Source organism: Sulfurimonas sp. HSL1-2, assembly GCF_039645565.1.
In the GTDB taxonomy this organism is placed as follows: Bacteria; Campylobacterota; Campylobacteria; order Campylobacterales; family Sulfurimonadaceae; genus Thiomicrolovo; species Thiomicrolovo zhangzhouensis.
The window spans coordinates 1505241-1526233 of sequence record NZ_CP147914.1 but is presented as its reverse complement, the minus strand read 5'-3'; the positions used below and the strand labels follow the sequence as shown (position 1 = coordinate 1526233).

Genomic DNA, 20993 nt, shown 5'->3' with positions numbered 1-20993 from the left:
CGAACCAACGGCAAGCGCGTATTTCAGTGCGCCAGCTTCTCCGCAATCTCCCCGACACGATTGAACATCGCTGAAGGGGAGTGCTCCATCAGGGCATCCCCTTTCGTATACCCCCATGTAACGGCACCGAAATCCATATTGACGGCCCGTGCGGCGTTCAGGTCCCTGATCTCGTCACCGATATAGATGGCCTCTTCCGCGGCCAGGCCGCTCTTTCGCAGGATGGTTTTCAGCTTGGACGCTTTTCCGAACAGGCTTGTACCGTATTGCGGGTAGCGCAGCAGCCCCGTATTTTCCTTTCCCAGGATTTTCAGGACATTTTCGTGCGAGTTGCTCGTGACGAGGCTGAGGGTGATGCCCTGTTCCGACAGGGTGTGCAGCATTTCCGTTACCGCGGGAAACATGGGAATATCGCCGACATTCTGTGCCATCCGCTTCCTGAAAACGGCGGCGACCATCGGCACTTTCCATAAGGGGATACGGAGCTGCCTGATGATGCGTTTCGCATCATAGTGCCGCAGGGTCTCGACCTGTTCCGGGTCTATTTTTCTGAAATGGTGTTTTTCCGCCAGGGCGTTGACGGCGTGCAGGAAAAAGGGAAAAGAGTCGGCAAGGGTACCGTCGAAATCGAAAATGACGAGCTTGTACTTCACGGTGTCTCTCTGAACGATATTTTTCTACTTATCACTGCTTATTATACTATGCGGGACGTATCCGCCGTGTTGGTATGGAGAGAGAGTTGGAAAGCAGGATATCGGGCGGGCCTCCCCACCCGGACTTATTTCTTCCGCAGCAGACGGAGGATCTTCGGGGTGACGGCGAGGTCGAGGGCCGTGAAGTCGTCGGGGTTCTTGATGGCGACGTCGGCACCCGCGTCCACGAGCATTTTCACCATCGCCTCTTTGCCGCTGGAAGCGGCGTACATCAGGGAGGTGACGCCGTTGACGTTCGCCGTATCAAGCTCGATGCCCGCGTCGATGAGCATGGAGACGACCTCGGGGTTCTCGCCGAAGCAGGAGAGCCACAGCGCGGTATTGCCGTCGACGTTCTTGAGCATGATGTCCGCGCCGGCGTCGAGCAGTTCGCGCACGATCGCGGCATTGCCTTCGCGGGCGGCCTTCATCAGGGCGGTATTGCCGTAGCTGCCCTGAAGGTCAAGGTTCCCGGCGTCGTAGTCGTTCGCCGCCAGCCATGTCAGTGTGGTTTCGGTCACGGTTGTCTCCTTGGACTATTTTTTCAGGCCCGCAAGGGCGAGGGCGTGCTTGGTCGCCCGGGCGATGATGCTGTGTTCGGGGCGGAACATCGCGTCCGAGATCGTTTTGACCGCCGGGAAGATCTCGTCAAAGCCGTGCTCGGGGAAACCGCTCTGCAGCATGATCTTGTCCATGGAGAGGCCGGCGAGGACCTCATGGTCGAATGCGCCGACATTGGAGGGGCCGATGGCCACGAAGAACTGCTCGAGGTCGTCATGCGCCTGCGTGGCGTTGAGGATGACCCCCCGGTCGCCGCGTTCGATCAGCAGGGAGCGGAGGGTATCGTCAAGAGCGCTTTCATCCACAAAGAGCGGTTTGTCCGCGATGGACGCCGCACGCAGTTCGTCGGCACTGTTGACGCGGTAGCCGACGCATTTCGCATTCGACTGCTCGCCCAGGGCAATGGGGGCGGTGTAGAAGAGGGCCGTGTACGCTTCGGCATCCTCTTTGGCCTTTTCCAGGGCCGCTTCGTCTTCGGGCTGCAGAAAAAAGATCTGCACCATCGTATCTTCGATGATCTCGTCGATCTCGTCGAGAAAATCCTCATTGGTTGCTTTAACGTTGACATCAATCGTCATATATAGAAACTCCTCCTCGTTAGTGCAAGGAGGGATATGCAAGTCCGGTTCCGAGGTTTTTTCAGAGGCTGATCGCGGCGAGGGAGGGGAAGACGGCATCGGGGGTGATGCCGCGTGCGAGGTCGGCGGGTGCGTATTTTCCCGTCTCGACGAGGATGCCCTGCAGGCCCGCCGCCTGCGCACCGCCGACATCGCTTTCGACGTCGTCGCCGATCATGACCGCCGCCTCGGGCGTGATGCCCATCTGCGCACAGGCCAGACGGTAGAAGGCGCTGCTCGGTTTGCCGATGACCGTTGCCGTTTTCCCCGACGCGTACTCCAGGGCCGCGACGAAGCCGCCGGCATCCATACTGAGGCGGCCGCCGTGGTCTTTGAAATAGCGGTTTTTCGCCGCGGCAAGGAGCTCGCCGCCTTCCATCAGGGTACGGAAGGCTTCATTGAAGCGTGTATAGGTGAAGTTTTCCTGGGCGTCGCCGACGACGACACAGCGGCAGGGGGCGTCGGGCAGGTCGTCGAAAAACGCCTCGGCGGCGTCCGTGAGGAGGAAGGTTGCCCGGCTTTGGCGTTCGGTAAGGTACGCTTTGGTGACGTCCAGGGCGGTGATCACTTCCGAGGCCGTGATCGCAAATCCCATCCGCTGCAGTTTTGCGACCACTTCCGCACCCGTCTTCTGGGTCGTGTTGGTCAGGAAGCGGACGGGATAGCGCGCTTTGAGCCGCGCGACTGCTTCGACGGCGCCGGGATAGGGGGTGTCGCCTTCGTAAAGCACACCGCCGATATCGCACAGGACGCCTCTGATGATCGAAGTGTTCATAAAATGTTCTCTTTTCCCGGGATATTTTTGAAGTATACCCCATGGGGCCCTTTGTGTATGCCTAAAAAGCAGGCAGGGATCCAGCGTATAACGGCGGCAGTGATGTTACAATGGGAACATGACAAACATGCAAGGCCGAGCGGATGTCTGATTCGCCGCACTACATCGTTTTCACTGACCTAGATGCCACACTGCTTGATCACGAAACCTACTCGCATTCGGCGGCGCAGCCCGCGATCGACTACCTGATACGTGAAGAGATACCGCTGGTTTTCGTGACCAGCAAAACGCAGCCTGAAGCCGTCAAACTCCAGGAGAAACTGGGACTCTGTGCCCCCTTCATCGTGGAGAACGGCGGGGCGATCTTCATCCCGCGTTGCTGCAGCCGCTTTTACGGCGCAGATCATGAGGCTGATTACGAGGTGATTACCCTCGGGGCGGCCTATGACGCCTGTACGAACCTGCTGGACAACCTGAAAACCCGCTTCCGCCTGAGAGGTTTTTCGCATATGCACCATGACGAGGTGGCCGAACGGACGGGACTGCAGAGCGAAAGCGCCGTGATGGCGAAAACGCGCTACTGCTCCGAACCCTTTATTATGGAAGACGAGAGCCTGCTTGATGACCTGATAGCGGCCGTTTCGGCCGAGGGTTTCATGATCACCAAGGGGGGGCGCTTTTACCATCTTATCGGGCGGAACCAGAGCAAGGGGAGTGCGGTCGAAGCACTGCTCGAGCGCGCCGAGGCGTCGACGGGGATCCGTTTCAGATCCATCGCGCTGGGAGACAGTGAAAACGATTTCTCGATGCTGCAGAGTGTCGATATCCCAGTGCTTATTCCCAAGCACGACGGCAGCTATGCCGCTATCAGCCTGCCCAATCTCATCAAGGCGCCCTATCCGGGGCCCAGAGGCTGGAATGCCGTTTTGCAGGAGCTTTTCGGTGTTGCCTGAGCTCGCAGCCCTCTTCGAGGCGGCGGTCGATGCGGTGATGCCGCAGCAGATGCTCCCGGAGCGGATGCAGCTTCATGACGGGATGCTCTGCATTGATGACAGAGAGTTCGACCTGGAACGCTACCGCCGCCTCTACCTTTGCGGTGCGGGCAAAGCGGCACTGCCGATGGCCGAAGCGTGCGAGGGCATTCTGGGGGCACGCATCGCCGGCGGGGTGATCGTCACGCCCGAAGCGGAACGTCCGCTGCGCTACTGCCGCTACGTCCACAGCACCCATCCCATCCCTTCCGAAGAGAGCGTTGCGGCGGCAGAGCAGTTGATGGCGCAGTTCGCGGCGGCGGAAGAGGGGGACCTGATCCTTTTTCTGCTCAGCGGCGGCACCTCCGCGCTGATTGAGAAACCGCAGCCGCCGGTGACGCTGGAAGCGATGGCGGAGACGACCAGGCTGCTGCTGGAGAACGGCTGCAGCATCGAGGAGACGAACAGTGTGCGCAAGCATCTCTCCATGATCAAAGGGGGGCGGCTGGCGCAGATGACGAAGGCGACCGTGATCGTGCTGGTCATCTCCGACGTCATCGGGGACGATCTCGAAACCATCGGGTCGGCCCCGCTCTACTGCGACCGCAGCACCTATGCCGGCGTCACGGCGATGCTGAAGGAGAAGGGGCTGTTTGAGAGGCTCCCTGCCACGGTACGCGACGTCCTGGCGGAGGGGGAGCGCGGTGCCATTGCCGAAACGCCGACGGAACCGCTGCCGGGCGTGACGCATCTGATGATCGGCAGCAACAAGCAGGCGCTGGAAGCCGCGGCGGCCTGCGGCGTGGAGCACGGCCGGGACGTCCGGGTCGTCGAAACCCCCATCGAGGGGGACGTCGAAGCAGCGGCCGCGGCATTCTGCCGCCGCTTCGAGATGCTGCCGCCGGGTACCCTGCTGCTGCAGGGCGGCGAAACGACGGTGACGGTCTCGGGCAACGGAAAAGGGGGACGGAACCAGCATTTCGCGCTTCATTGTTTGAAACGTTTAAAAACAAATATCGGTTACGATATCATATGTGCCGGTACCGACGGGATCGACGGCAATTCGGATGCGGCCGGGGCCCGCATCTCCGACGCGCTCTATCGGCAATGCACTCCCGGGGAGATCGACGACGCCCTGGCACGTTTCGACTCCAACACGTTTTTCGCCGAGAAAGCGGCACTCATCAAGACCGGCTACACCGGCACCAATGTCATGGATGTGGTATTAGCTTACAAAGGAGAGGAAAATGGCTGACTTTTTTCAAAACGGGGTGATCACGTCACTGCAACGGGTAGGGGGCAGAAGCCTTGAAGCGATGGAGAAGGACCTTGAACACATGTCCGAACGCCGCAAAATGGTCCTGCTGCTTCCCGCACTCTACAGCGAGTTCGAGACCCCGGCGATGCATACGATCATCGAAGAGCTCAAGCATGTCCGCTACCTGCACCGCATCATCCTCGGCCTTGACCGCGCGACCCGCGAACAGTTTCTCGAAGTCAAAAAACTGATGGTCCAGCTGCCGTGCGAAGTGGAGATCCTCTGGAACGACGGCCCGCGCATCCAGGAGCTCTACGCGGAGCTGACCCGCGAAGGGTTCCCCTGCCTGAAAGATCCGGGCAAGGGGCGCAACGTCTGGACGATGATCGGTTACGGCCTGACGGGGGAGGAGAACTACGCCTTTGCCCTGCACGACTGCGACATCGTCAACTACTCGCGCGAGATCGTTGCCCGCCTTTTTTACCCCATCGTCCACCCGGCCCTGGACTACGAGTTCAACAAAGGGTACTACTCCCGGGTGACGAACAAGCTCCACGGCAGGGTGACGCGCCTCTTTTACACCCCGCTGATCCATGCCCTGGAGAAGGTGATGGGCACGAACCGATACCTCGAGTACATGGACAGCTTCCGCTACGCGCTCTCCGGGGAGTTCGCCTTTATCCGCTCGCTGGGGCGCGGGATCGCGATTTCACCGACCTGGGGGCTGGAGGTCTCGACGCTCAGCGAGGTCTACAAGAACACCTCCAATCGCCGCATCTGCCAGACGGAGATCATGGATACCTACGAGCATAAGCACCAGGACCTCGGCAACAAGGCGGAGGGCGGCGGCGTCTACAAGATGGCCGGCGACATCGCCAAGGCGCTCTTCCGGGTGATGGCACAGGAGGGGATCGTCTTTACCGAGTCGCATTTCAAGACCCTGCTGGCGACCTATTTCCAGGAGTCGCGTTTCGAGATCTCCAAGTACGTGGCGCTCTCCAAGCTCAACGGCCTGGAGTACAACCGCGAGAAGGAGATCAGCGCCGTCGAAGCCTTCCAGGACGCTATCGAGGAGGCGGCCAAGGAGTTCTTCGAAAATCCGCTCGGCGTACCGTCGATGTCCCCGTGGATTACCGTCCGATCGGTGCTGCCGGAGTTCTCGGAGAAGTTCGCCCGTGCCGTCGCCTTGGATGCGCAGGAGGCGTAACGCATGATCCAGTACGAACCGCATTCGATACGGGAGCGTTTGACGGTCCTCTACACGCCCGAAGACGCGGACAACGCCTATAAGGGCATCCGGGAGCTGATCAACGGCTACCGCGAACGGATCACCTCCTATGACTATCACCTCAGCGAGAAAGATGCCATTCTCATTACCTACGGCGACCAGGTGCAGAGTCCGCCCGAACCGCCGCTCAAAGAGCTCAACGACTTCCTGGTGTCGCATATCGACGGGCTCGTCAACGCGGTGCACCTGCTGCCGTTTTACCCCTACTCCTCCGATGACGGCTTCTCCGTGGTCGATTACAAGGCGGTCGACCCGCACTGCGGCTCCTGGAGCGAGGTGGAACAGCTGGGCACCCATTTCCGCCTGATGTTCGATGCGGTCATCAACCATGTCTCGCAGTTCTCCGACTGGTTCAAGAAGTACCTCGAGGGCGACCCCGACTATGCGAACTTTTTTATCGATGCCGATCCCACCCAGGACCTGAGTTCCGTCGTACGGCCGCGCACCTCGCCGCTGCTGCACGAGTTCAAAGACGCCGAGGGGCGGATTCGCTATATCTGGACGACCTTCAGCCGGGACCAGGTCGACCTCAACTATGCCAACTACAAGGTACTGCTGGCCGTGCTCGACGCGCTCTTCTTCTACATCGAAAAAGGGGCGACGCTGCTGCGGCTGGATGCGATCGCTTTCGTCTGGAAGGAGATCGGTACGCCCAGCGTCCACCTCCCGCAGACCCACGAACTGATCCAGTTGATGCGGGAGGTGCTGCACAAGGTCGCCCCCGAAGTCATCATCATCACCGAGACGAACGTGCCGCACCAGGAGAACATCTCCTACTTCGGCAGCGGCGACGACGAGGCACAGATGGTCTACAACTTCGCGCTCCCCCCGCTGCTGGCGCATTCGGTCCTGACGGGGAGCCCGGCCAAGCTGCTCGCCTGGGCGCGCACACTGACGCTGCCCAGCGACAAGGTCTGCTTCTTCAACTTCACCGCCTCGCACGACGGGGTGGGGCTACGGCCCGTGAGCGAGCTCCTTGACATCGAGGATATCGCGGCCCTGGAGGCGGCGGCGAAACGTTCGGGCGGCCTGGTCTCGTACCGGGCGAATGCCGACGGTACGCAGAGCCCCTATGAGCTCAACTGCAGCTACATCGATCTGCTCACACCGCCGGATGCGGACGATGCCGTCCGGGCGAAGCGGATGCTGCTGACCCAGGCCGTGGCCCTTGCGATGCCCGGAGTGCCGGGGATCTACTTCCACTCGCTGTTCGGTTCGCGCAACTATCTCGAGGGTGTCAAGATGACGGGCATCAACCGCTCCATCAACCGCGAGAAGTTCAACTCCAACTGGCTCGACGAGCAGCTGCAGAAGGAGGGCGGGCTGGAGCGCCGGGTCTACCTGGCCTACAAACGGCTGCTCTCCATCCGGATCAACGAGACGGCCTTCGATCCCTTCGGGCCGTTCATTTTCCTCGATCTGCACCCGTCGCTTTTCTGTCTCCAGCGCGAGAGCCGCGAACTGGACAGCCATATCCTGGCCGTCCACAACTTCAGCGGCGAGACGGTCCGGTTCCATCTGCCCGATTACCTTGAACTACCTGCGACGGAGTGCATCAGTAACATCTATGTAACGTCGGAGACACTGCAGATTGAAAGTTACGGAGTGATGTGGATAAAATGCCGTATCGATGTCGAGGCGTTCGAGGCGTGCTGCAACCAGGCGCTGCCCATCATCAATGAAAAGGAGTTTGAATGATTACAAAATGTCTATTTCCCGCTGCCGGATACGGCACGCGCTTTCTGCCCGCGACCAAGGCGATGCCCAAGGAGATGCTGCCCATCCTCACCAAGCCGCTGATCCAGTACGGGGTGGAAGAGGCCAACGACGCCGGCTGTGACGTTATGGCCGTCATTACGGGGCGCGGCAAACGGGCCATTACCGATCATTTCGACATCAGCTACGAGCTGGAACATCAGATCAAGGGCTCCTCGAAGGAGTCGCTGCTCAAAGACATCCGCCGCCTTATCGACAGCTGCACCTTCACCTATACGCGCCAGAACGAGATGAAGGGGCTCGGCGACGCCATCTACAAAGGCAGAGTTTTGGTCGGCGAGACGGACCCTTTTGCCGTCATCCTCGCCGACGACCTCTGCATCAATCCCAAGGGCGACGGGGTCCTCAAGCAGATGGTGGAGCTGTACAACAAGTACAAGTGCTGCATCGTCGCCATCATGGAGGTCCCGAAGGAGCAGGTCCATAAGTACGGCGTTATCGCCGGGCGCGAAATCGAAGAGGGCGTTTTCATGGTCGACGACATGGTGGAAAAACCGGACAACGACAAAGCGCCGTCCAATCTGGCCATTATCGGCCGCTACATCCTCACCCCGGATATCTTCGAAGTGATCAAGAACACCAAGCCGGGCAAGAACGGCGAACTGCAGATCACCGACGCCCTCCTGACGCAGGCGAAAAAGGGGATGGTCCTGGGCTACAAGTTCAAGGGCAAGCGTTTCGACTGCGGGAGCGTCGACGGTTTCGTCGAAGCGACAAACTATTTCTACGAACTCGAAAAGAAAGCCGAAGCGAAGGCGGAGAAGCAGTAACCTTCTCCCCGCGGCTCCCCTTTCATACTGCTACTGCGTGACGGCCGGCACGGTCGCACGGTTTCATTATCAATCTCGATGTATGACCGGAAGGTGTTGTTTTGGTGTGAGGGTGAAAGGCTCGCGGTGTCAGCAGCACCGCGAATGCAAGGGAGTAGAAGAACAAAAACGTAATGGCTCGACTTTCAAAAGAAAGTCTGATACAAATCAATCGCATCGGAATGCTTACCCTTTTACGGGTACACACAGTATAGAATATTTGTCAAGCGTACTATGCAATTTTATGATTAACTTTTAATCAATTGCTTTTCGGGATTGTACAAAAGGTAGATCAGGCGCCAAAATGTGCTAGGTTTTCAAGAGAGGAGCAGCCGGTCGATCGCCGCAATCTCCTCGGGTGCCAGGCGGATCTCCGGGACGTGAAGGTCTTCTTGCATGTGCACGGATGAGGTCGTGCCGTCGAGGGGGGTGATCCCTTTGGCGATGAGGTAGGCATAAAAGATCTGTGGGGTACCGATGCGCCGGGCCATCGCGGCGCGGATGACCGGCTCGCTGCCGAGCAGGTGGGGGTTGGCGGTCAGGCTCCAGAAGCTCTGGTAGCGGATGGCGTTTGCGTCGCAGAAGGCGCGCAGCTCCACATCATAGCCGGAATCGGCGTAGAAGCGGTTCTGGAGCACCGCCGGTTTGACCTCCGCTTCGTCAAAAAGCCGCTGCAGGGTGCGCAGATCATAGCAGTTGCTGATTCCGAGCTGCCGCGCGTTGCCCTCTTTTGCAATCGTCTCCATGGCGCGCCAGACGGCAAGCAGCTGCGAAAAGGGGAAGAGCGGCGAGTGCAGGACATACGAATCGACATAATCGGTGCGCAGATTGTCCTGCGAAACGCGGAACGATTGGCGGACCTGCTCCGCAAGCGCAGCTTTTCGGTCATAGGGGGTGTTCTCCGGATCCTGCCCGTCTACGGGGGTGAACTTGGTCTGCAGGAAGAGCGCTTCGCGTTCGAGGCCCTCGGCGCGCATCACCTCGAGGGCCTCGCCGACACCGGCCTCATGGTAGTGGCGGGGCTGGCAGGCCGTATCGATGCCGCGGAACCCGCAGCGCAGTGCCGCTTCGACCAGGGGGGCCGTCTGCTCTTTTTTCCAGGCCGTTCCGTAGATGAGTGTGGGCATCTCGACGCCGGCACGCGTGTGAAGCGTCTTAACCATAAACTTTCTCCGTTTCGACTGTTTTGAGGAACATCGCCAGCTGCGAGTCGATATTGATGATGTGGCGCCGGAACTTTTCATAGGCGTAGTCGTCGATATAGGAGCGCCCGAAGGGGGGAAGCTTTCGTGCTTTTTGCAGGAAGTAGCGCATCTCGGAGAGCAGGGTCTCATGTTCGTCATGGTGTTCCTGAAGACCGTAGAAGCCGAGGCTCCGCATCAGCTCTTCCTCCATGGCGAAGTGGGCTTCCGTATGCTCGACAAGCGCGGAGAACCCCTCGACGAAGTCACTGCCCGAAGCCGCTTTAACACGGGCGAGGCACTGCAGAAACTCCGTGTGGGTCTCGTCCATCACCTCTATGCCGAGAGTCAGCTCTTCCATTCGATGCTCCTTCACACTGCCGTGTCTTTACCGCGCCCTGTGCAACTTTCATGCGATACCCCTGTATCGCACGGAATATGCAGTACTTTATCCAAAACGCCTGAAAGCGGGCGAAGAGGAGATAACGATGCTATCGACGTTCAATGCACTCAAAGCCGTCTACGCTTCGCGCGAAATCACGATGGATGATCTTGAAGTCCTGCAGCAGTACGATTTTATCCACTTCGAAAACCGGGGCATCAGCCGTTCGGAAACGGATTGCCTGCTCTGTGAGGTGCGCTGCGAACCCTTTGCGACTTTTCTGACGGCGATTACCGCGGCCGTTTTCGAGTCGGCGGAAGTCCTGCGCGACATGATCACAAAGACAGGCCTCGGGCTTTTCGAGGAGAAGAGCGATGATGTAGCACTGCTCAGTTTCATGAGCGAGGATAAAGCGGTGGAGATTATCGCCAGTGTTGCACCGGACGGCAGTGTCAGTATCGACGCGGGTGATATCGAAGTGCTGCCTTTTTTCCAGGTCTATCTGCGCGTGCAGCACTGAGGCGCGCGGGCCTTAGTGGTGCTCGTGGCTGCCGCAGCCGCAGCCGCCCTGGAGCATCCCGATGACGAAGTGGTCGTCGACTTCGGTGACATCGAAGTGGTGTTTGCCGCAGAAGCTGTTCTTCATAAAGGAGAGTTGCGCTTCCGCGGCGCTTTTGGCGCTCTCTTTGTTATCGTAGGAGACGATCTGGTCGAGGCCGTTTCTTTTGGCGCAGCTGCAGAGTTTTTCAATGATGACATGGTGTTCCATAACAGGTTCCTTGAGTGGTTTGGTACAAAATGCAACCGCCGTTCCTGCCGGGCACCGTGACGCCCGCCGCTGCCGCACACTTTGGCTGTTTGCCATACTTCACTATTATCGTTGTACTACTGTTTCACGCGGGGGTGCAGACGCGTCCTCCCGGTGTGTTGATCATTACCGGCGCTTTCGCCGGGCAAGCGGAAAAACGCTGATATTTCGGTACGATTCCCGTTTCACGATTACTGCATGGTTTCACTGTACAGTTGTCTTATTCATTGACAAAGGAGCGATTATGAAACGAATGACAGCATTGATTTCGGCAGTCTTCGTCGCAGGGACCGTTTTTGCGTCCGTCCCGACGGAATCACGCCCGCTGCAGGTGCGTAAAGTGGTTCACCTCCAGAGTGCCCCGGAGGCTGTTGAAAAGCCCGAAGCGCTTCCTCCGGCTTCCAAACCGGCCAAGGATTTCGGCAAACTGAACGACCGGAAACTCCCCAACGTCTTTTATCTTCCGAAGCCGGAGGTGTCCGATGAAGCGCAGTAAAGTTATGCTCAGGCTCACCGTACTGCTGATGCCGCTCTGGCTGTTGTCCGGCTGTTTTATCTATGTCGAGGACAACGACCCGCATATCCCCTACGTGCCGGCGACACTGGTGATCCATAATGATATAGACTCCTGGGGCGATATCTGGTATGCCTATGCCGCGCCTTCCACGGCTTCGAGCTGGGGGAACGAGCTGCTGGGCGCGGATGTGCTCTACCCGGGGGACGATCTGGTACTCGATATCTATGAATGCGACCAGAATTATGATATCAGCGTGGAGTATGATGACGGTACCGTCATTGAAGACTGGGGCGTATGGGTACCGTGCGGCGTGACGACGTACGTCACATACTTACACTAAGTGCGGCTCAGCCCTCGATAAGCTGTCCGCGGAAGTAGAGCTTCTGTTTTGGGGCGGGTGCTGCAGGCTCGGCGGCGACCGTCACCGGTTCCGGTGCGACCATCAGTTCATCGAACTTCGTCTGCGGCGTTGCCAGCATGACACTCTCAAAGGCGCGCAGCCGTTTGAGCAGCGCGTCCGAGACGTTTAAGAGCTCCTCGTAGTAGTTCTGGGCGAGTTTCAGGTCGCTGGCGCTCGCCTTTTTCGATCCGAACACCCCCATCAGTCCCCCCGATTTTCCGGCAAACAGCGTGGCATAGATCTTCAGATAGATATCGTAACACTCGGTATGGAGTGTGATCATTTCATCAATGACGCTTTTGGCGTTGGAGGTGGAAAAGACCATCGCATCGTCATAGAGCCAGCGGCTGAAGTCGCTGTCGGACTGGTTGACGGGGACGGCATCCTTTTCTTGGCTGACCCCGGAGACCATCAGTTTGATCTGGTTGATCCATTTGAGCTGGTGTGTTCGTGCATTTCGAATATTCTGAATATAGTTTTCTTTTGATGCCATAATGACCTCCGCGAATAATACGCAAGTGTACGACACGGCCGGAAGATTTTCGGCGATAATATGGATAAAAAATAATCAGCTATCGGATTAATATGATCATCAAAAAGTCACATTAATCCACCGGCAGTTTCCGCTGCAGGGCATCATGCCGCAGGATGAGTGAACGTGCGTCCATGCCGACCTTCAAAAAGAGCAGGACGATCAGCCCGGCAACGGGCTGTCCCAGGGCCGCGACGAGAAAACCGCCGCCGATCAGGCCGATGTGCAGGACGGCAACGCGACCGTAGGGCGCGCCCATCCACTCCCGTAGGGTGGTGCGCTCATAGTCGCCGCTGCGGACATAATCGACGTAGAAGGAGACGGCGTGGCTGACGATGAGCAGCGTCAGGGCCGTGAGCATGCCGTTGCCGAAGAGCGTGTCGCGGTGGTAGAGGTAACCGGCGAGTCCGAAGACGTTCAGGTGCAGCTCCTCCGGCGCGAACAGCGCGATGACGAAGATGCCGTGCACGTAGGTGAACATGCCGTAGTGGAAAATGAAAAAGGGTACGAGGAAGAGTTTGCCGAGATTGCCGGCGAGATCTTCGGGGCGGTTGGTGATCATCTTGAGGACATTGAAGAGGCCGATCACGACGTTTTCCATCCAGTAGAGAAAGATCAGTTCGAAGACGCCCCATCCCCGTTCCAGGACACCGTAAAGCGGGTAGAGATTGGCCGCCAGCAGAACGATGAGCGGCAGGGAAACGTAGCGCCCGAGCGTAGAGAACAACGCTGCCATCAGAGCGTTTTGGAATCGATCACGATGGTCACCGGCCCGTCGTTCGCGATGCGCACATCCATATGGGCACCGAAGATACCGTGCGAGACCGGGACGCTCCCGGATGCCCGGTCAATGAAGTACCGGTAGAGGGTTTCGGCCCGCTCCGGCCGGGCGGCGGCATCGAAGGAGGGGCGCCGCCCCTTTTTGACGTCGGCGGCCAGGGTAAACTGGGAGATGACGAGGAGTTCGCCCCCGACGTCGAGCAGGGAACGGTTCATCTTGCCTGCCTCGTCGGCGAAGATGCGCAGCGTCAGGATCTTGGAGAGCAGCTTGTCGGCGTCCGCCTCCGTATCGCCCTCCAGGACACCCAGAAGAAGGTTCAGCCCCTTTCCGATCGCAGCGATTTCGCGGCCGTCAACGTGGACGGAGGAGTTGCCGACGCGTTGCAGTACGGCCAGCATCAGTGGTGATGATGCTCGTGTTCCAGGATCTCCCGGACGGCGGCATCGTCGAGCGGCTCTACTGCCGTGACCGTCCCGTCGAAAACGAGGCTGCGGCCTGCCAGGGGGTGGTTGCCGTCGAGGACCGCTTCGTCGCCGCGGATCTCCTTGACCGTGTAGATGATGACGTCCTCCGGGTTCGATTCGAGGTGGCCTTCGATCTCCATGCCCGCTTCCAGGTCGTCGGGGAGCTCGGAGAGCGCCTCTTCGACAAGGAGGGAACCGTCGTACTCTCCGAACGCTTCGGCGGGGGAGAGGGTGACATGGACGTCATCCCCGGTCTGTTTCCCCTCAAGTTCCGTTTCAAGCTTGGCAAAAATCTGCCCGTAGCCGCCGTGGAGATACATCAGTTCGGAGTCGTCGGGGTTGAGCAGCTCGCCGTCGGAGGTGGAGAGTTCATAGTTCAGGGTGACGAGGCTGTTTTTCGTAATCTTCATGGTGAAACCTTGGGAATTGGGATAGCGCAATTTTACAATGAAAGGGGGGAAATAGACAAACGTCCGGGCCTACGCCTCCAACAGGGCGGCAAGGCTGTAGCGCCAGCCGTAGCGGTTGACAGCAGTGGAAAAACCGCGCTCCCGTAGCAGCGAAGCCAGCGACTCCGGAGGATAGAAGTGCCCCGGTTCCCCCAGCAGCTTCTCCGCCCGCCGCAGCAGGCCGCCGAGGAGGGTGGAGGGGTCGAAGTCGTAGACGAACAGGAGTCCGCCGGGGCGGAGGACGCGGGCCATCTCGTCGAGCGCTTCTTCGGGAACGGTGAAATGGTGCAGCGCCTCGCCCACGAGGATGCCGTCAAAGCGGTCGGCGGCGAAGGGAAGGGCTTCGGCCCTGGCGATGACACGCGCGACCGTATCGGGGACATAGCGCAGCATCCCTTCGGCCGGATCGGCGGCGACGGCTCTTAAATCGTTGCGGCAGCCGAGGGCGTAGTTGGCGAGGGTGCCCGTTCCCGCGCCGAGGTCGAGGATGTCGGCGTCGGGGGGAAGGGCGTGCAGGGCAGCGCAGAGCTGCGCGACGGCAGTGTCGGGGTAAACGGCCGCTCCGAAGCGGCTAAAGGCCCAACCGAGATGGTTGAAGGGGATCATCGGTGCCGTCTTAGGGCGTGACGACGATATAGACGATACGGTCTCCCTGGATTGCCTGCATGAAGTAGGTATCCGCGTAGCGGTAGTACTGCGCCCCGTCGATCGTGACACTGTACGCACCGTCGGGGAGGCTGTCGAGTACCTGGCCGGGAGCGAATTCGACGTCATAATAGGCCACCGGCGGCTTGACGACGCGGTAGGCGTTGCGGTAGGTGTCCCAGGTGTAGTAGACGTCCGCATAGTAGTAGTACGTGCGCCCGCTATGTACGAAGACGGTGTAGCCAACCGGCAGGGTATGGACCACGAGGCCTACCGGCGGAACGGTGACGATAAACCCGCTGTCGTGATGGCGGTAGTAAAGACCGTCGGCATAGTAGAACGAGAGCGCGCCGAGGCTCAGAGAGATCGCCAGACGCGGCAGACTGTGTACCACATAGCCCGGACGCTGATAATAGGTCAGAGGACGGGCCCCCGGCGGTCGGTAGTAGCGCTTGTGCTTGTCGATACGTACGATGTCACCCTTGGCAGGCGGATAGACCCGTTTGCCGTTGCGGTATTCCACCTTCGGCGGGCGGACTGTACGCTGTTCGGTATGTCTGTACTCCTCGCGTTCTTGCGGGCGGACGACCGGCGCAGGTTTGACCGGATGGGGCGTGTACTTCTGGGGTTCGGAGCGGCGTACCTCTTCGCGGCGGATCTCACCCTTGGAGGGCTGGTTACGGTCGCGGCGAATCTCCTGCCCCAGGGCGTTGCCCTGGTTACCGGAACGGCTCTGGTTGTAGGAACGGTCCTGTTGATTATAAGAGCGGTCCTGCTTGTTGTACGAGCGGTCCTGTTTCTCATAAGAGCGTTCCTGCTTTGAACCGCCTCTGTCGTTGTCTTTCCTGCCATCATGGTCGGGAGCCGCATGGAGCCCGGCCGAGCCGATCAGCAGCGCGGCTGCGACGGATATGAAGTTGCTGTATCGCATCGTATCCTCCTTAATTGATAGCTTCAGTATAACGGGAAATCGTTAAATAATTGTGAGACGATGCGCTTAGCGGGTACGTTCGCGTTTGAGTGCCGTCAGCGTTTTGAAAAAGCAGCCCGCGGTGAAACGGTACTGCTCCCTTTTCTTTTCGAGAGCGGAGCTGTTTTGCTGCACGAGGAGGATGTCTTCGGGTCGGACCCGGTAGATTTTGTCGCAGTGAAGGCAGTAGAGTGTTTCCATTGCTGTACCTGTGCAAGTTATATTCATACCGCTGCAGGTTCAGCGGCATTTCGGGCAGGGGGGGCGGCGTTTAGTTCGGACGCTGTCTGAAAAAAAGCATCAGGGCGGCGCCGCCGAGCAGCAGTTCGGCGAGCAGGAGGGTGATGACGGAGGAGAGCATGGACTCGTCCGAGACTTCGGACGCATCCGAGATCTCGAACGGTGTCGTGCGTTCAAACTCCTGCGTCGCCGGGACATGTTTGGCAGCGGGCGTCTGCGGCAGCACGGGCGCTTCGGCGTCGTTCTCGATCACCGTGGTTTTGGTACTTTCGGGCAGGGCCGTTGGGAGAGCTTCCGGTTCCGGTTCCGGGGCGGCGGCGGCGCGGGCGGCAGCCTCGATCTCCGGCGCGGGCGTTTTGATGGTCGTGTGGGCCTGCGGTTCGAGCGGCTGGGTGACAAAGGGTTTCAGGCTGTTCAGGTCGTTCTCGACATAGGCGTTGGGGTGCAGTTTCCGGATACTGCCGAGGATCGTCTGGATATCCTGCTTGTGACGGAACTGTTCGAGGACGGCCAGGTAGTTCTTGCTCCCGCCGCTGACGGCATAGGCGAAACCGTTTTCATTCTGAAGACGGCTGGTGTCCGGGTTGTGCTGGAGGTACCACTGCAGCGCTTCGTTGCGCTGCTGTGCCTCGCGTTTGCTTTTGAAGACGCCGGCAATGATCTCCCCGCCGTTGGTCGTGAACGCATCCGGATGCAGTTTCTGGATGGTGCGCAGCACGGTGCGGCGCTCCTCGGTCGTGCGGAAGTGGTGGAGGACGGCCAGGTAGTCCGGCACGGCGCTGCGCACGCTGTAGGTAAAGACGCCTGCGGCCTGGAGGGCACTGGTCTCCGGGTCCTGCTGGAGGTACCACTGAAGTGCTTCGATGCGCTGTTTTGCATCCTGTTCCGTTTGGAACGCCCCTGCGATAATGGCTTCTGACGTTGCGGCTGCGAGCGGGAGCACCACCAGAAACAGAAAGAACGATAGGGTGGCCAGACGCATGGAACTCCTTTAACGAATATGGTGCCGAACGCACCAATGAAAGAAGACAATTTTAGCACTCGGAACTTTGTCTAACTTTTTTCTGTTGCAAAAACCGGTGTGTTTTGCCGTTTTTTAACATTTTAGAAGATGTAGCAATAAAAAATGCATTTTTGTAACCCTGCTGTAGTGCAAAGGGGGTAAAGTGGCGGCCAACGATGATCTGCGCAGGAAAACACGATGACCATGATACCGACATCCCGGAAACCCCTGCAGCGCCTCAGCGCTGCAGAGGCATCTGCGGCGGCACGCTGCGAAAACAGCTTCTGCACTGAAAATGCGCAGCGCCAGACCGGACTGGGTGGCGGAATCCATACTGCCGTGACAAACTACATCCGTAAACGTCTGAGAGTACCGGACAGTTTCGAGCCCCTCTGCAGCTGTACCGAAGGCGAGGGAAACAACGTGCGTGTCGTGACCGTGTTTACGGCGCAGAATTACCGGGGAGAGTGCTGCACGGTGCAGCTTGCGGTAGAGATCGACCCGTCAGGATCGATTCTCAGTGTGAAGCAGATCTGAATCGGGTCAGGCTTGCACCGGCTGGCGTCTTCCTGCAAAGAGCATAATGAACGCCGCCCCGCCGAGCAGTTCGGCGATCAGCAGCGGCAGGAAGGACGGTCCCGTCGTTTCCGGGGGAAGGGAAGCCGATGAGAGTGTCGCGGGAGTTGTCACCGCCGTCACTTCGGTACCCGGCACCGTAGCGATGACGGTCGTGTCCGTCGCCGTCATGACGCTTTCCGCCATGCCTTCGGCAGAGACGGCCGCCGGAGCGAATGCCGCGCTCTCATCGGCTGCCATGCGCTGAACGGCAGCACCGAGCGGGCGCGTAAAGTCCATGTTGTTCTTCAGGTAGGCGTCGGGGTAGATCTTCTTGATGCTGTTGCGCACCGTCAGCACTTCGTCGAAATTGCGGAAATCGTACAGTACCGCGACGTAGTAGGGCGCTGCACTTCGGACGCCGTAGGTGTAGTATCCGGCGCGCTGCAGGGCGTAGCTCTCCGGTTCAAAGCGCAGATACCCTTTGAGGGTGTCGACGCGCTGCTGCGCCTGTTCGGGGGTGTGGAACGCCCCGACGACGATGACCTTGGTGGTGGCAGCCGCGAGGGACGCCGCCGTAATAAACAGTAGTAGTGTCGCGATGATCGGTCGCATGGTTCTCCTTCTCGGCGGCACCGGAATTGGTGCCGGGAAAAATAATTGTAACATTAATAACTTTATTAAACATGTTTTTAAAAAAAATTTAAAAGCTTTGGGAGAGAAAGAACGACCGGGGCGTGATCGGGAGAGAGGGGTGCGCCTTACTCCTTCTCTTTGCGGAGTTCGGCATCGAGGGTGTCGAAGAAGGCTTTCGCCTCTTTCTCAAACTGTTTGCGCCACTCGATCCACTGCGCTTTGTAGCGCTCCAGCGTCTTTTCATCAAGCTGCAGCAGCATCCCCTGGGCCTCGAGGGCTTTCTCGGTCCCTTCGGTCACGTTGTCCGCGTCGGGTTCGGAGAGGGTGTCGCTTTGGTGTTCCATCTCCCCGGCGACGTCGTTCAGGGTCTGCTGCTCCTGCGGTGTGAGCTGTTCCCCGTGTTCGTCGAGTGCGTCGCGGGCCGATGCGGCCAGTGCGTCGATCTGTTCGCGCAGGACGCTGCCGTAGCGTTCGATGGCGTCCGACATCTGCCGGTTCAGCGTCTCGGCGTAGGCGTCGATTTGCTGCCGCATCGTCCCGAGCTGCTGCTGCAGGTCGTCGGAGGTGGCGCCGAGCTGTCCCGCCAGCTCCCGGGTGAACTTGGTCAGTTCCGAAAAGAGGGCGGAGAGGGCGTTGCCGCGCAATCCCTCTGCCGTACGCTCGTAGTCGACGAGCCACGTCTCGTCGCGCTGGACGAGGTAGGTCGTCACCGTGTCGGGCAGGTCGCGCCCTTCCGGGGCGCTGATGCGCGAGACGATCTGCGCTCTGCGCCCTTCGATGAGGATTTGTTCGACCGTCGCTTCGGCCCCCTCCCAGGAATGTCTGAAGGCGTCGAACGCCGCCTCGTCTTCCAGGGTGGAGTAGCGGACCGCATCGCCTGCATCGTTCTGTTCGACGGCCTTCCAGAACGCTGCCGCAGCCTCCTGTGGCGTCTTGGGCTCGAAACAGCCGGTAAACGCCGCAACGATCAAAAGGAGTGCCGCCAGGCGGGAAAAAAACATCTTCATAGGGTGCCTTTATAAAGGGTATGGAAAGGCGCCATTATAGCGTGCAGGGGAAAATGCGTCGTAGGGTCAGTAGAGCTTCCCGGAGTGCTCCAGGTGGGTCAGGTAGAGGCGCAGGTCGAACTCCAGCTGGTGGTAGCCGGGGGCCATGTGCTCGCAGAGGTTGTAAAAAGCCTTGTTGTGGTCGCGCTCCTTGAGGTGGGCAAGTTCGTGGGCGACGATCATCTGCAAGAAGGGCTCGGGGACCCGCTTGAAGAGGGAAGCGATGCGGATCTCCCGCCGGGAGCGCACCCGGCCGCCGTGCACCTTCGAGATGCGGGTGTGCATCCCCAGGGCGTCGTCGATGACCCTGATCTTCGTGTCGTAGACGACCTTGTGCAGGGGCTGGGAGTTGCGCATGTGGGCGCTGCGCATAGCGTCGGCGTAGTCGTAGAGCGCGCCGTCGGTGGAGAGGGTGTGCGCCTCGGGGTACTTCTGCAGCAGAAAATCGCCGAGTTTCCCGCTTTCGATCAGGCGGCGCACCTGCGCCTGGAGCGTCTCGGGGTAGTGGGCTAGATAGCGCAGCTCTTTCATACCGCTCTCCCTGTTTGTGTTTACGGCATTGTAGCATCCCCTTCGCGTGCACGTCATATTTTCGGTTGACGCTCCGGCTTCGCGCTATAATCGCGTCATGGATGCCATCAACGCGGGCGAAGTCCTCGCCCTTCTCAATGCCGTCACTGCCGACGAAGCCCTGCTCGAAGAGCAGCCCGACAACCCCTTCATTCCCCGCCGCCTGAAACGGCGCCGCAAGCAATTGTGCGACTACTGCAGCGGGGGCGACGACGAAGGCTATGTGCGGCAGGCTTATACGGATATGACCCCGCGCCAGCGCCGGGACCGTGACCACAAGAGCTTCCTCGCCAAGTACCGCAAGCTGCGGCCCGCCCCGGCGTCGAACGAGGCCGAACTGCGCGAGGCCGCCGAAACCTTCCTGCGCGAACGCTACGGGGAAGGGACACATATCATCCACGAGTTCTCGCAGTGGACCATCAATGTCCGCCCGGACCTCTACGCCCTCTCGGAAAACGAGACGCTCGTCGCCGTCGAGATCAAGAGCGACAAGGACAACCTAGACCGCCTCTACCGTCAGCTTGACAGCTACTCCCGTTTCAGCAACCACGTCTACGTCGCACTCGATGAGCGGTTTCTCACCAAGTACCTGCAGACCTTGGGCAACCGCTTCGAGCATGTGGGCATTCTGCTTTACGGCGAAGCGGGCCTGGGGCTTTACAAGGAGCCCGAACCTCTTCACCCCGATACGCTCGTTGCCATGCTCCGCGCCCCGGAGCTGAAGCACTTCTTCTCCATGCTGAACAACCGCAGCCGCCTTCCCGGCAACGACTACAGCACCTACCGCGACGTCATCGATGCCGTCTACACCCAGCGCGAACGCGAACGGATCGCGCGGCAGCTCTTTGTGACCCGCCTGCGGGGCGGCAGGCCTGAAGATGTTAAGATGGTGGACTATGTCGACCCGCTGGAGAAGCAGCTGCTCTTCGACGAACTGCTCAAACCCTCCTACTGGGAAGCGGGGCGGATGCTTAGGGCGGTGAAGCTGCCCGGCGTGCTGGAGCTCTACCGGCAGCTGCGGCAGCCGACGCTCTTTTGACGCGGGGTCGAACAGAAATTGCTTTGCC

The 20993-nt window shown here is 59.4% G+C and carries 28 protein-coding genes; 10 read left to right on the top strand and 18 right to left on the bottom strand.

From position 1 onward, the window contains the following. Nucleotides 1-23: 23 nt before the first annotated feature. From WCX18_RS07885 to WCX18_RS07870, 4 genes are all read right to left on the bottom strand, one after another. Nucleotides 24-653, bottom strand: coding sequence for an HAD hydrolase-like protein (locus WCX18_RS07885; RefSeq protein ID WP_345987080.1), 630 nt, complete (start codon nt 651-653; stop codon nt 24-26). A gap of 125 nt (nt 654-778) precedes the next feature. After that, nucleotides 779-1213 carry an ankyrin repeat domain-containing protein gene (locus tag WCX18_RS07880; RefSeq protein WP_345987079.1) on the bottom strand — a complete coding sequence of 145 codons (435 nt, stop codon included), beginning with the start codon at nt 1211-1213 and terminating at the stop codon, nt 779-781. A gap of 15 nt (nt 1214-1228) precedes the next feature. Next, a complete protein-coding gene (locus WCX18_RS07875) occupies nt 1229-1831 on the bottom strand; it encodes a hypothetical protein (RefSeq protein ID WP_345987078.1) in 603 nt (200 codons plus the stop codon). Between the two features lie 61 nt (nt 1832-1892). After that, nucleotides 1893-2645 carry a TIGR01458 family HAD-type hydrolase gene (locus WCX18_RS07870; protein ID WP_345987077.1) on the bottom strand — a complete coding sequence of 251 codons (753 nt, stop codon included), beginning with the start codon at nt 2643-2645 and terminating at the stop codon, nt 1893-1895. Between the two features lie 143 nt (nt 2646-2788). Here WCX18_RS07870 and WCX18_RS07865 point away from each other — a divergent pair, with 143 nt between their 5' ends. Genes WCX18_RS07865 through galU form a run of 5 tightly spaced genes read left to right on the top strand, consistent with a single transcriptional unit; the run spans nt 2789 to nt 8708 of the window. Next, nucleotides 2789-3598: an HAD-IIB family hydrolase gene (locus tag WCX18_RS07865; protein ID WP_345987076.1), complete on the top strand. Its 810-nt coding sequence runs from the start codon at nt 2789-2791 to the stop codon at nt 3596-3598. Beyond that, the gene (locus WCX18_RS07860; RefSeq protein WP_345987075.1) at nt 3591-4871 is read left to right on the top strand and encodes a DUF4147 domain-containing protein; all 1281 of its coding nucleotides are present in this window, start codon (nt 3591-3593) and stop codon (nt 4869-4871) included. Before WCX18_RS07865 ends, WCX18_RS07860 begins: the two co-directional genes overlap by 8 nt. Beyond that, nucleotides 4864-6081, top strand: coding sequence for a glycosyl transferase (locus tag WCX18_RS07855; protein WP_345987074.1), 1218 nt, complete (start codon nt 4864-4866; stop codon nt 6079-6081). Before WCX18_RS07860 ends, WCX18_RS07855 begins: the two co-directional genes overlap by 8 nt. Before the next feature lie 3 nt (nt 6082-6084). Further along, complete coding sequence (locus tag WCX18_RS07850) at nt 6085-7860, top strand: sugar phosphorylase (protein WP_345987073.1); 1776 nt, start codon at nt 6085-6087, stop codon at nt 7858-7860. Then, nucleotides 7857-8708, top strand: a complete 852-nt coding sequence (gene galU, locus WCX18_RS07845; protein ID WP_345987072.1) for a UTP--glucose-1-phosphate uridylyltransferase GalU — start codon at nt 7857-7859, stop codon at nt 8706-8708. Before WCX18_RS07850 ends, galU begins: the two co-directional genes overlap by 4 nt. Nucleotides 8709-9064: 356 nt before the next feature. Here galU and WCX18_RS07840 read toward each other — a convergent pair whose 3' ends face one another. Together WCX18_RS07840 and WCX18_RS07835 are read right to left on the bottom strand one after the other, a co-directional pair. Next, nucleotides 9065-9910: an aldo/keto reductase gene (locus WCX18_RS07840; RefSeq protein WP_345987071.1), complete on the bottom strand. Its 846-nt coding sequence runs from the start codon at nt 9908-9910 to the stop codon at nt 9065-9067. Continuing rightward, a complete protein-coding gene (locus WCX18_RS07835) occupies nt 9903-10289 on the bottom strand; it encodes a hemerythrin domain-containing protein (RefSeq protein WP_345987070.1) in 387 nt (128 codons plus the stop codon). Before WCX18_RS07835 ends, WCX18_RS07840 begins: the two co-directional genes overlap by 8 nt. Nucleotides 10290-10416: 127 nt before the next feature. Between WCX18_RS07835 and WCX18_RS07830 the strand changes: the two genes are divergently transcribed. Further along, nucleotides 10417-10830 (top strand): hypothetical protein, encoded by a 414-nt coding sequence (locus WCX18_RS07830; RefSeq protein ID WP_345987069.1) that lies wholly within the window; start codon nt 10417-10419, stop codon nt 10828-10830. Nucleotides 10831-10842: 12 nt separating this feature from the next. On the opposite strand, the gene WCX18_RS07825 is transcribed toward WCX18_RS07830, so the two are convergent. Beyond that, the gene (locus WCX18_RS07825) at nt 10843-11079 is read right to left on the bottom strand and encodes a hypothetical protein (protein ID WP_345984577.1); all 237 of its coding nucleotides are present in this window, start codon (nt 11077-11079) and stop codon (nt 10843-10845) included. Between the two features lie 283 nt (nt 11080-11362). Between WCX18_RS07825 and WCX18_RS07820 the strand changes: the two genes are divergently transcribed. Together WCX18_RS07820 and WCX18_RS07815 are read left to right on the top strand one after the other, a co-directional pair. After that, a complete protein-coding gene (locus WCX18_RS07820; RefSeq protein ID WP_345987068.1) occupies nt 11363-11614 on the top strand; it encodes a hypothetical protein in 252 nt (83 codons plus the stop codon). Then, nucleotides 11601-11975 carry a hypothetical protein gene (locus tag WCX18_RS07815; protein ID WP_345987067.1) on the top strand — a complete coding sequence of 125 codons (375 nt, stop codon included), beginning with the start codon at nt 11601-11603 and terminating at the stop codon, nt 11973-11975. The genes WCX18_RS07820 and WCX18_RS07815 overlap by 14 nt, the downstream gene beginning before the upstream one ends. Nucleotides 11976-11982: 7 nt before the next feature. On the opposite strand, the gene WCX18_RS07810 is transcribed toward WCX18_RS07815, so the two are convergent. The 8 genes from WCX18_RS07810 to WCX18_RS07775 form a co-directional block, all read right to left on the bottom strand. Beyond that, a complete protein-coding gene (locus WCX18_RS07810; RefSeq protein WP_345987066.1) occupies nt 11983-12528 on the bottom strand; it encodes a hypothetical protein in 546 nt (181 codons plus the stop codon). Nucleotides 12529-12640: 112 nt separating this feature from the next. Then, nucleotides 12641-13303, bottom strand: a complete 663-nt coding sequence (locus tag WCX18_RS07805; RefSeq protein ID WP_345987065.1) for a DUF6498-containing protein — start codon at nt 13301-13303, stop codon at nt 12641-12643. Then, nucleotides 13303-13746, bottom strand: coding sequence for a D-aminoacyl-tRNA deacylase (gene dtd, locus WCX18_RS07800; RefSeq protein ID WP_345987064.1), 444 nt, complete (start codon nt 13744-13746; stop codon nt 13303-13305). The genes WCX18_RS07805 and dtd overlap by 1 nt, the downstream gene beginning before the upstream one ends. Beyond that, nucleotides 13746-14222, bottom strand: a complete 477-nt coding sequence (locus tag WCX18_RS07795) for an FKBP-type peptidyl-prolyl cis-trans isomerase (protein ID WP_345987063.1) — start codon at nt 14220-14222, stop codon at nt 13746-13748. The genes dtd and WCX18_RS07795 overlap by 1 nt, the downstream gene beginning before the upstream one ends. Nucleotides 14223-14291: 69 nt before the next feature. After that, entirely contained in the window at nt 14292-14867 is a 576-nt protein-coding gene (locus WCX18_RS07790; RefSeq protein WP_345987062.1) for a class I SAM-dependent methyltransferase, read from the bottom strand. 10 nt (nt 14868-14877) lie between these two features. Then, complete coding sequence (locus WCX18_RS07785) at nt 14878-15837, bottom strand: DUF6515 family protein (protein WP_345987061.1); 960 nt, start codon at nt 15835-15837, stop codon at nt 14878-14880. A gap of 66 nt (nt 15838-15903) precedes the next feature. Next, nucleotides 15904-16077, bottom strand: a complete 174-nt coding sequence (locus WCX18_RS07780; protein ID WP_345987060.1) for a hypothetical protein — start codon at nt 16075-16077, stop codon at nt 15904-15906. A gap of 70 nt (nt 16078-16147) precedes the next feature. After that, nucleotides 16148-17098, bottom strand: coding sequence for a hypothetical protein (locus WCX18_RS07775; protein WP_345987059.1), 951 nt, complete (start codon nt 17096-17098; stop codon nt 16148-16150). A 219-nt stretch (nt 17099-17317) separates the two neighbouring features. Between WCX18_RS07775 and WCX18_RS07770 the strand changes: the two genes are divergently transcribed. Next, nucleotides 17318-17656, top strand: a complete 339-nt coding sequence (locus tag WCX18_RS07770; RefSeq protein ID WP_345987058.1) for a hypothetical protein — start codon at nt 17318-17320, stop codon at nt 17654-17656. 6 nt (nt 17657-17662) lie between these two features. Here WCX18_RS07770 and WCX18_RS07765 read toward each other — a convergent pair whose 3' ends face one another. From WCX18_RS07765 to WCX18_RS07755, 3 genes are all read right to left on the bottom strand, one after another. Further along, entirely contained in the window at nt 17663-18289 is a 627-nt protein-coding gene (locus tag WCX18_RS07765) for a hypothetical protein (RefSeq protein WP_345987057.1), read from the bottom strand. Nucleotides 18290-18435: 146 nt separating this feature from the next. Next, a complete protein-coding gene (locus tag WCX18_RS07760; protein ID WP_345987056.1) occupies nt 18436-19317 on the bottom strand; it encodes a hypothetical protein in 882 nt (293 codons plus the stop codon). Nucleotides 19318-19383: 66 nt separating this feature from the next. Beyond that, complete coding sequence (locus WCX18_RS07755) at nt 19384-19887, bottom strand: YgjP-like metallopeptidase domain-containing protein (RefSeq protein WP_345987055.1); 504 nt, start codon at nt 19885-19887, stop codon at nt 19384-19386. A gap of 97 nt (nt 19888-19984) precedes the next feature. Between WCX18_RS07755 and WCX18_RS07750 the strand changes: the two genes are divergently transcribed. Beyond that, the gene (locus WCX18_RS07750) at nt 19985-20965 is read left to right on the top strand and encodes a sce7726 family protein (RefSeq protein WP_345987054.1); all 981 of its coding nucleotides are present in this window, start codon (nt 19985-19987) and stop codon (nt 20963-20965) included. The last annotated feature ends 28 nt before the right edge of the window (nt 20966-20993 follow it).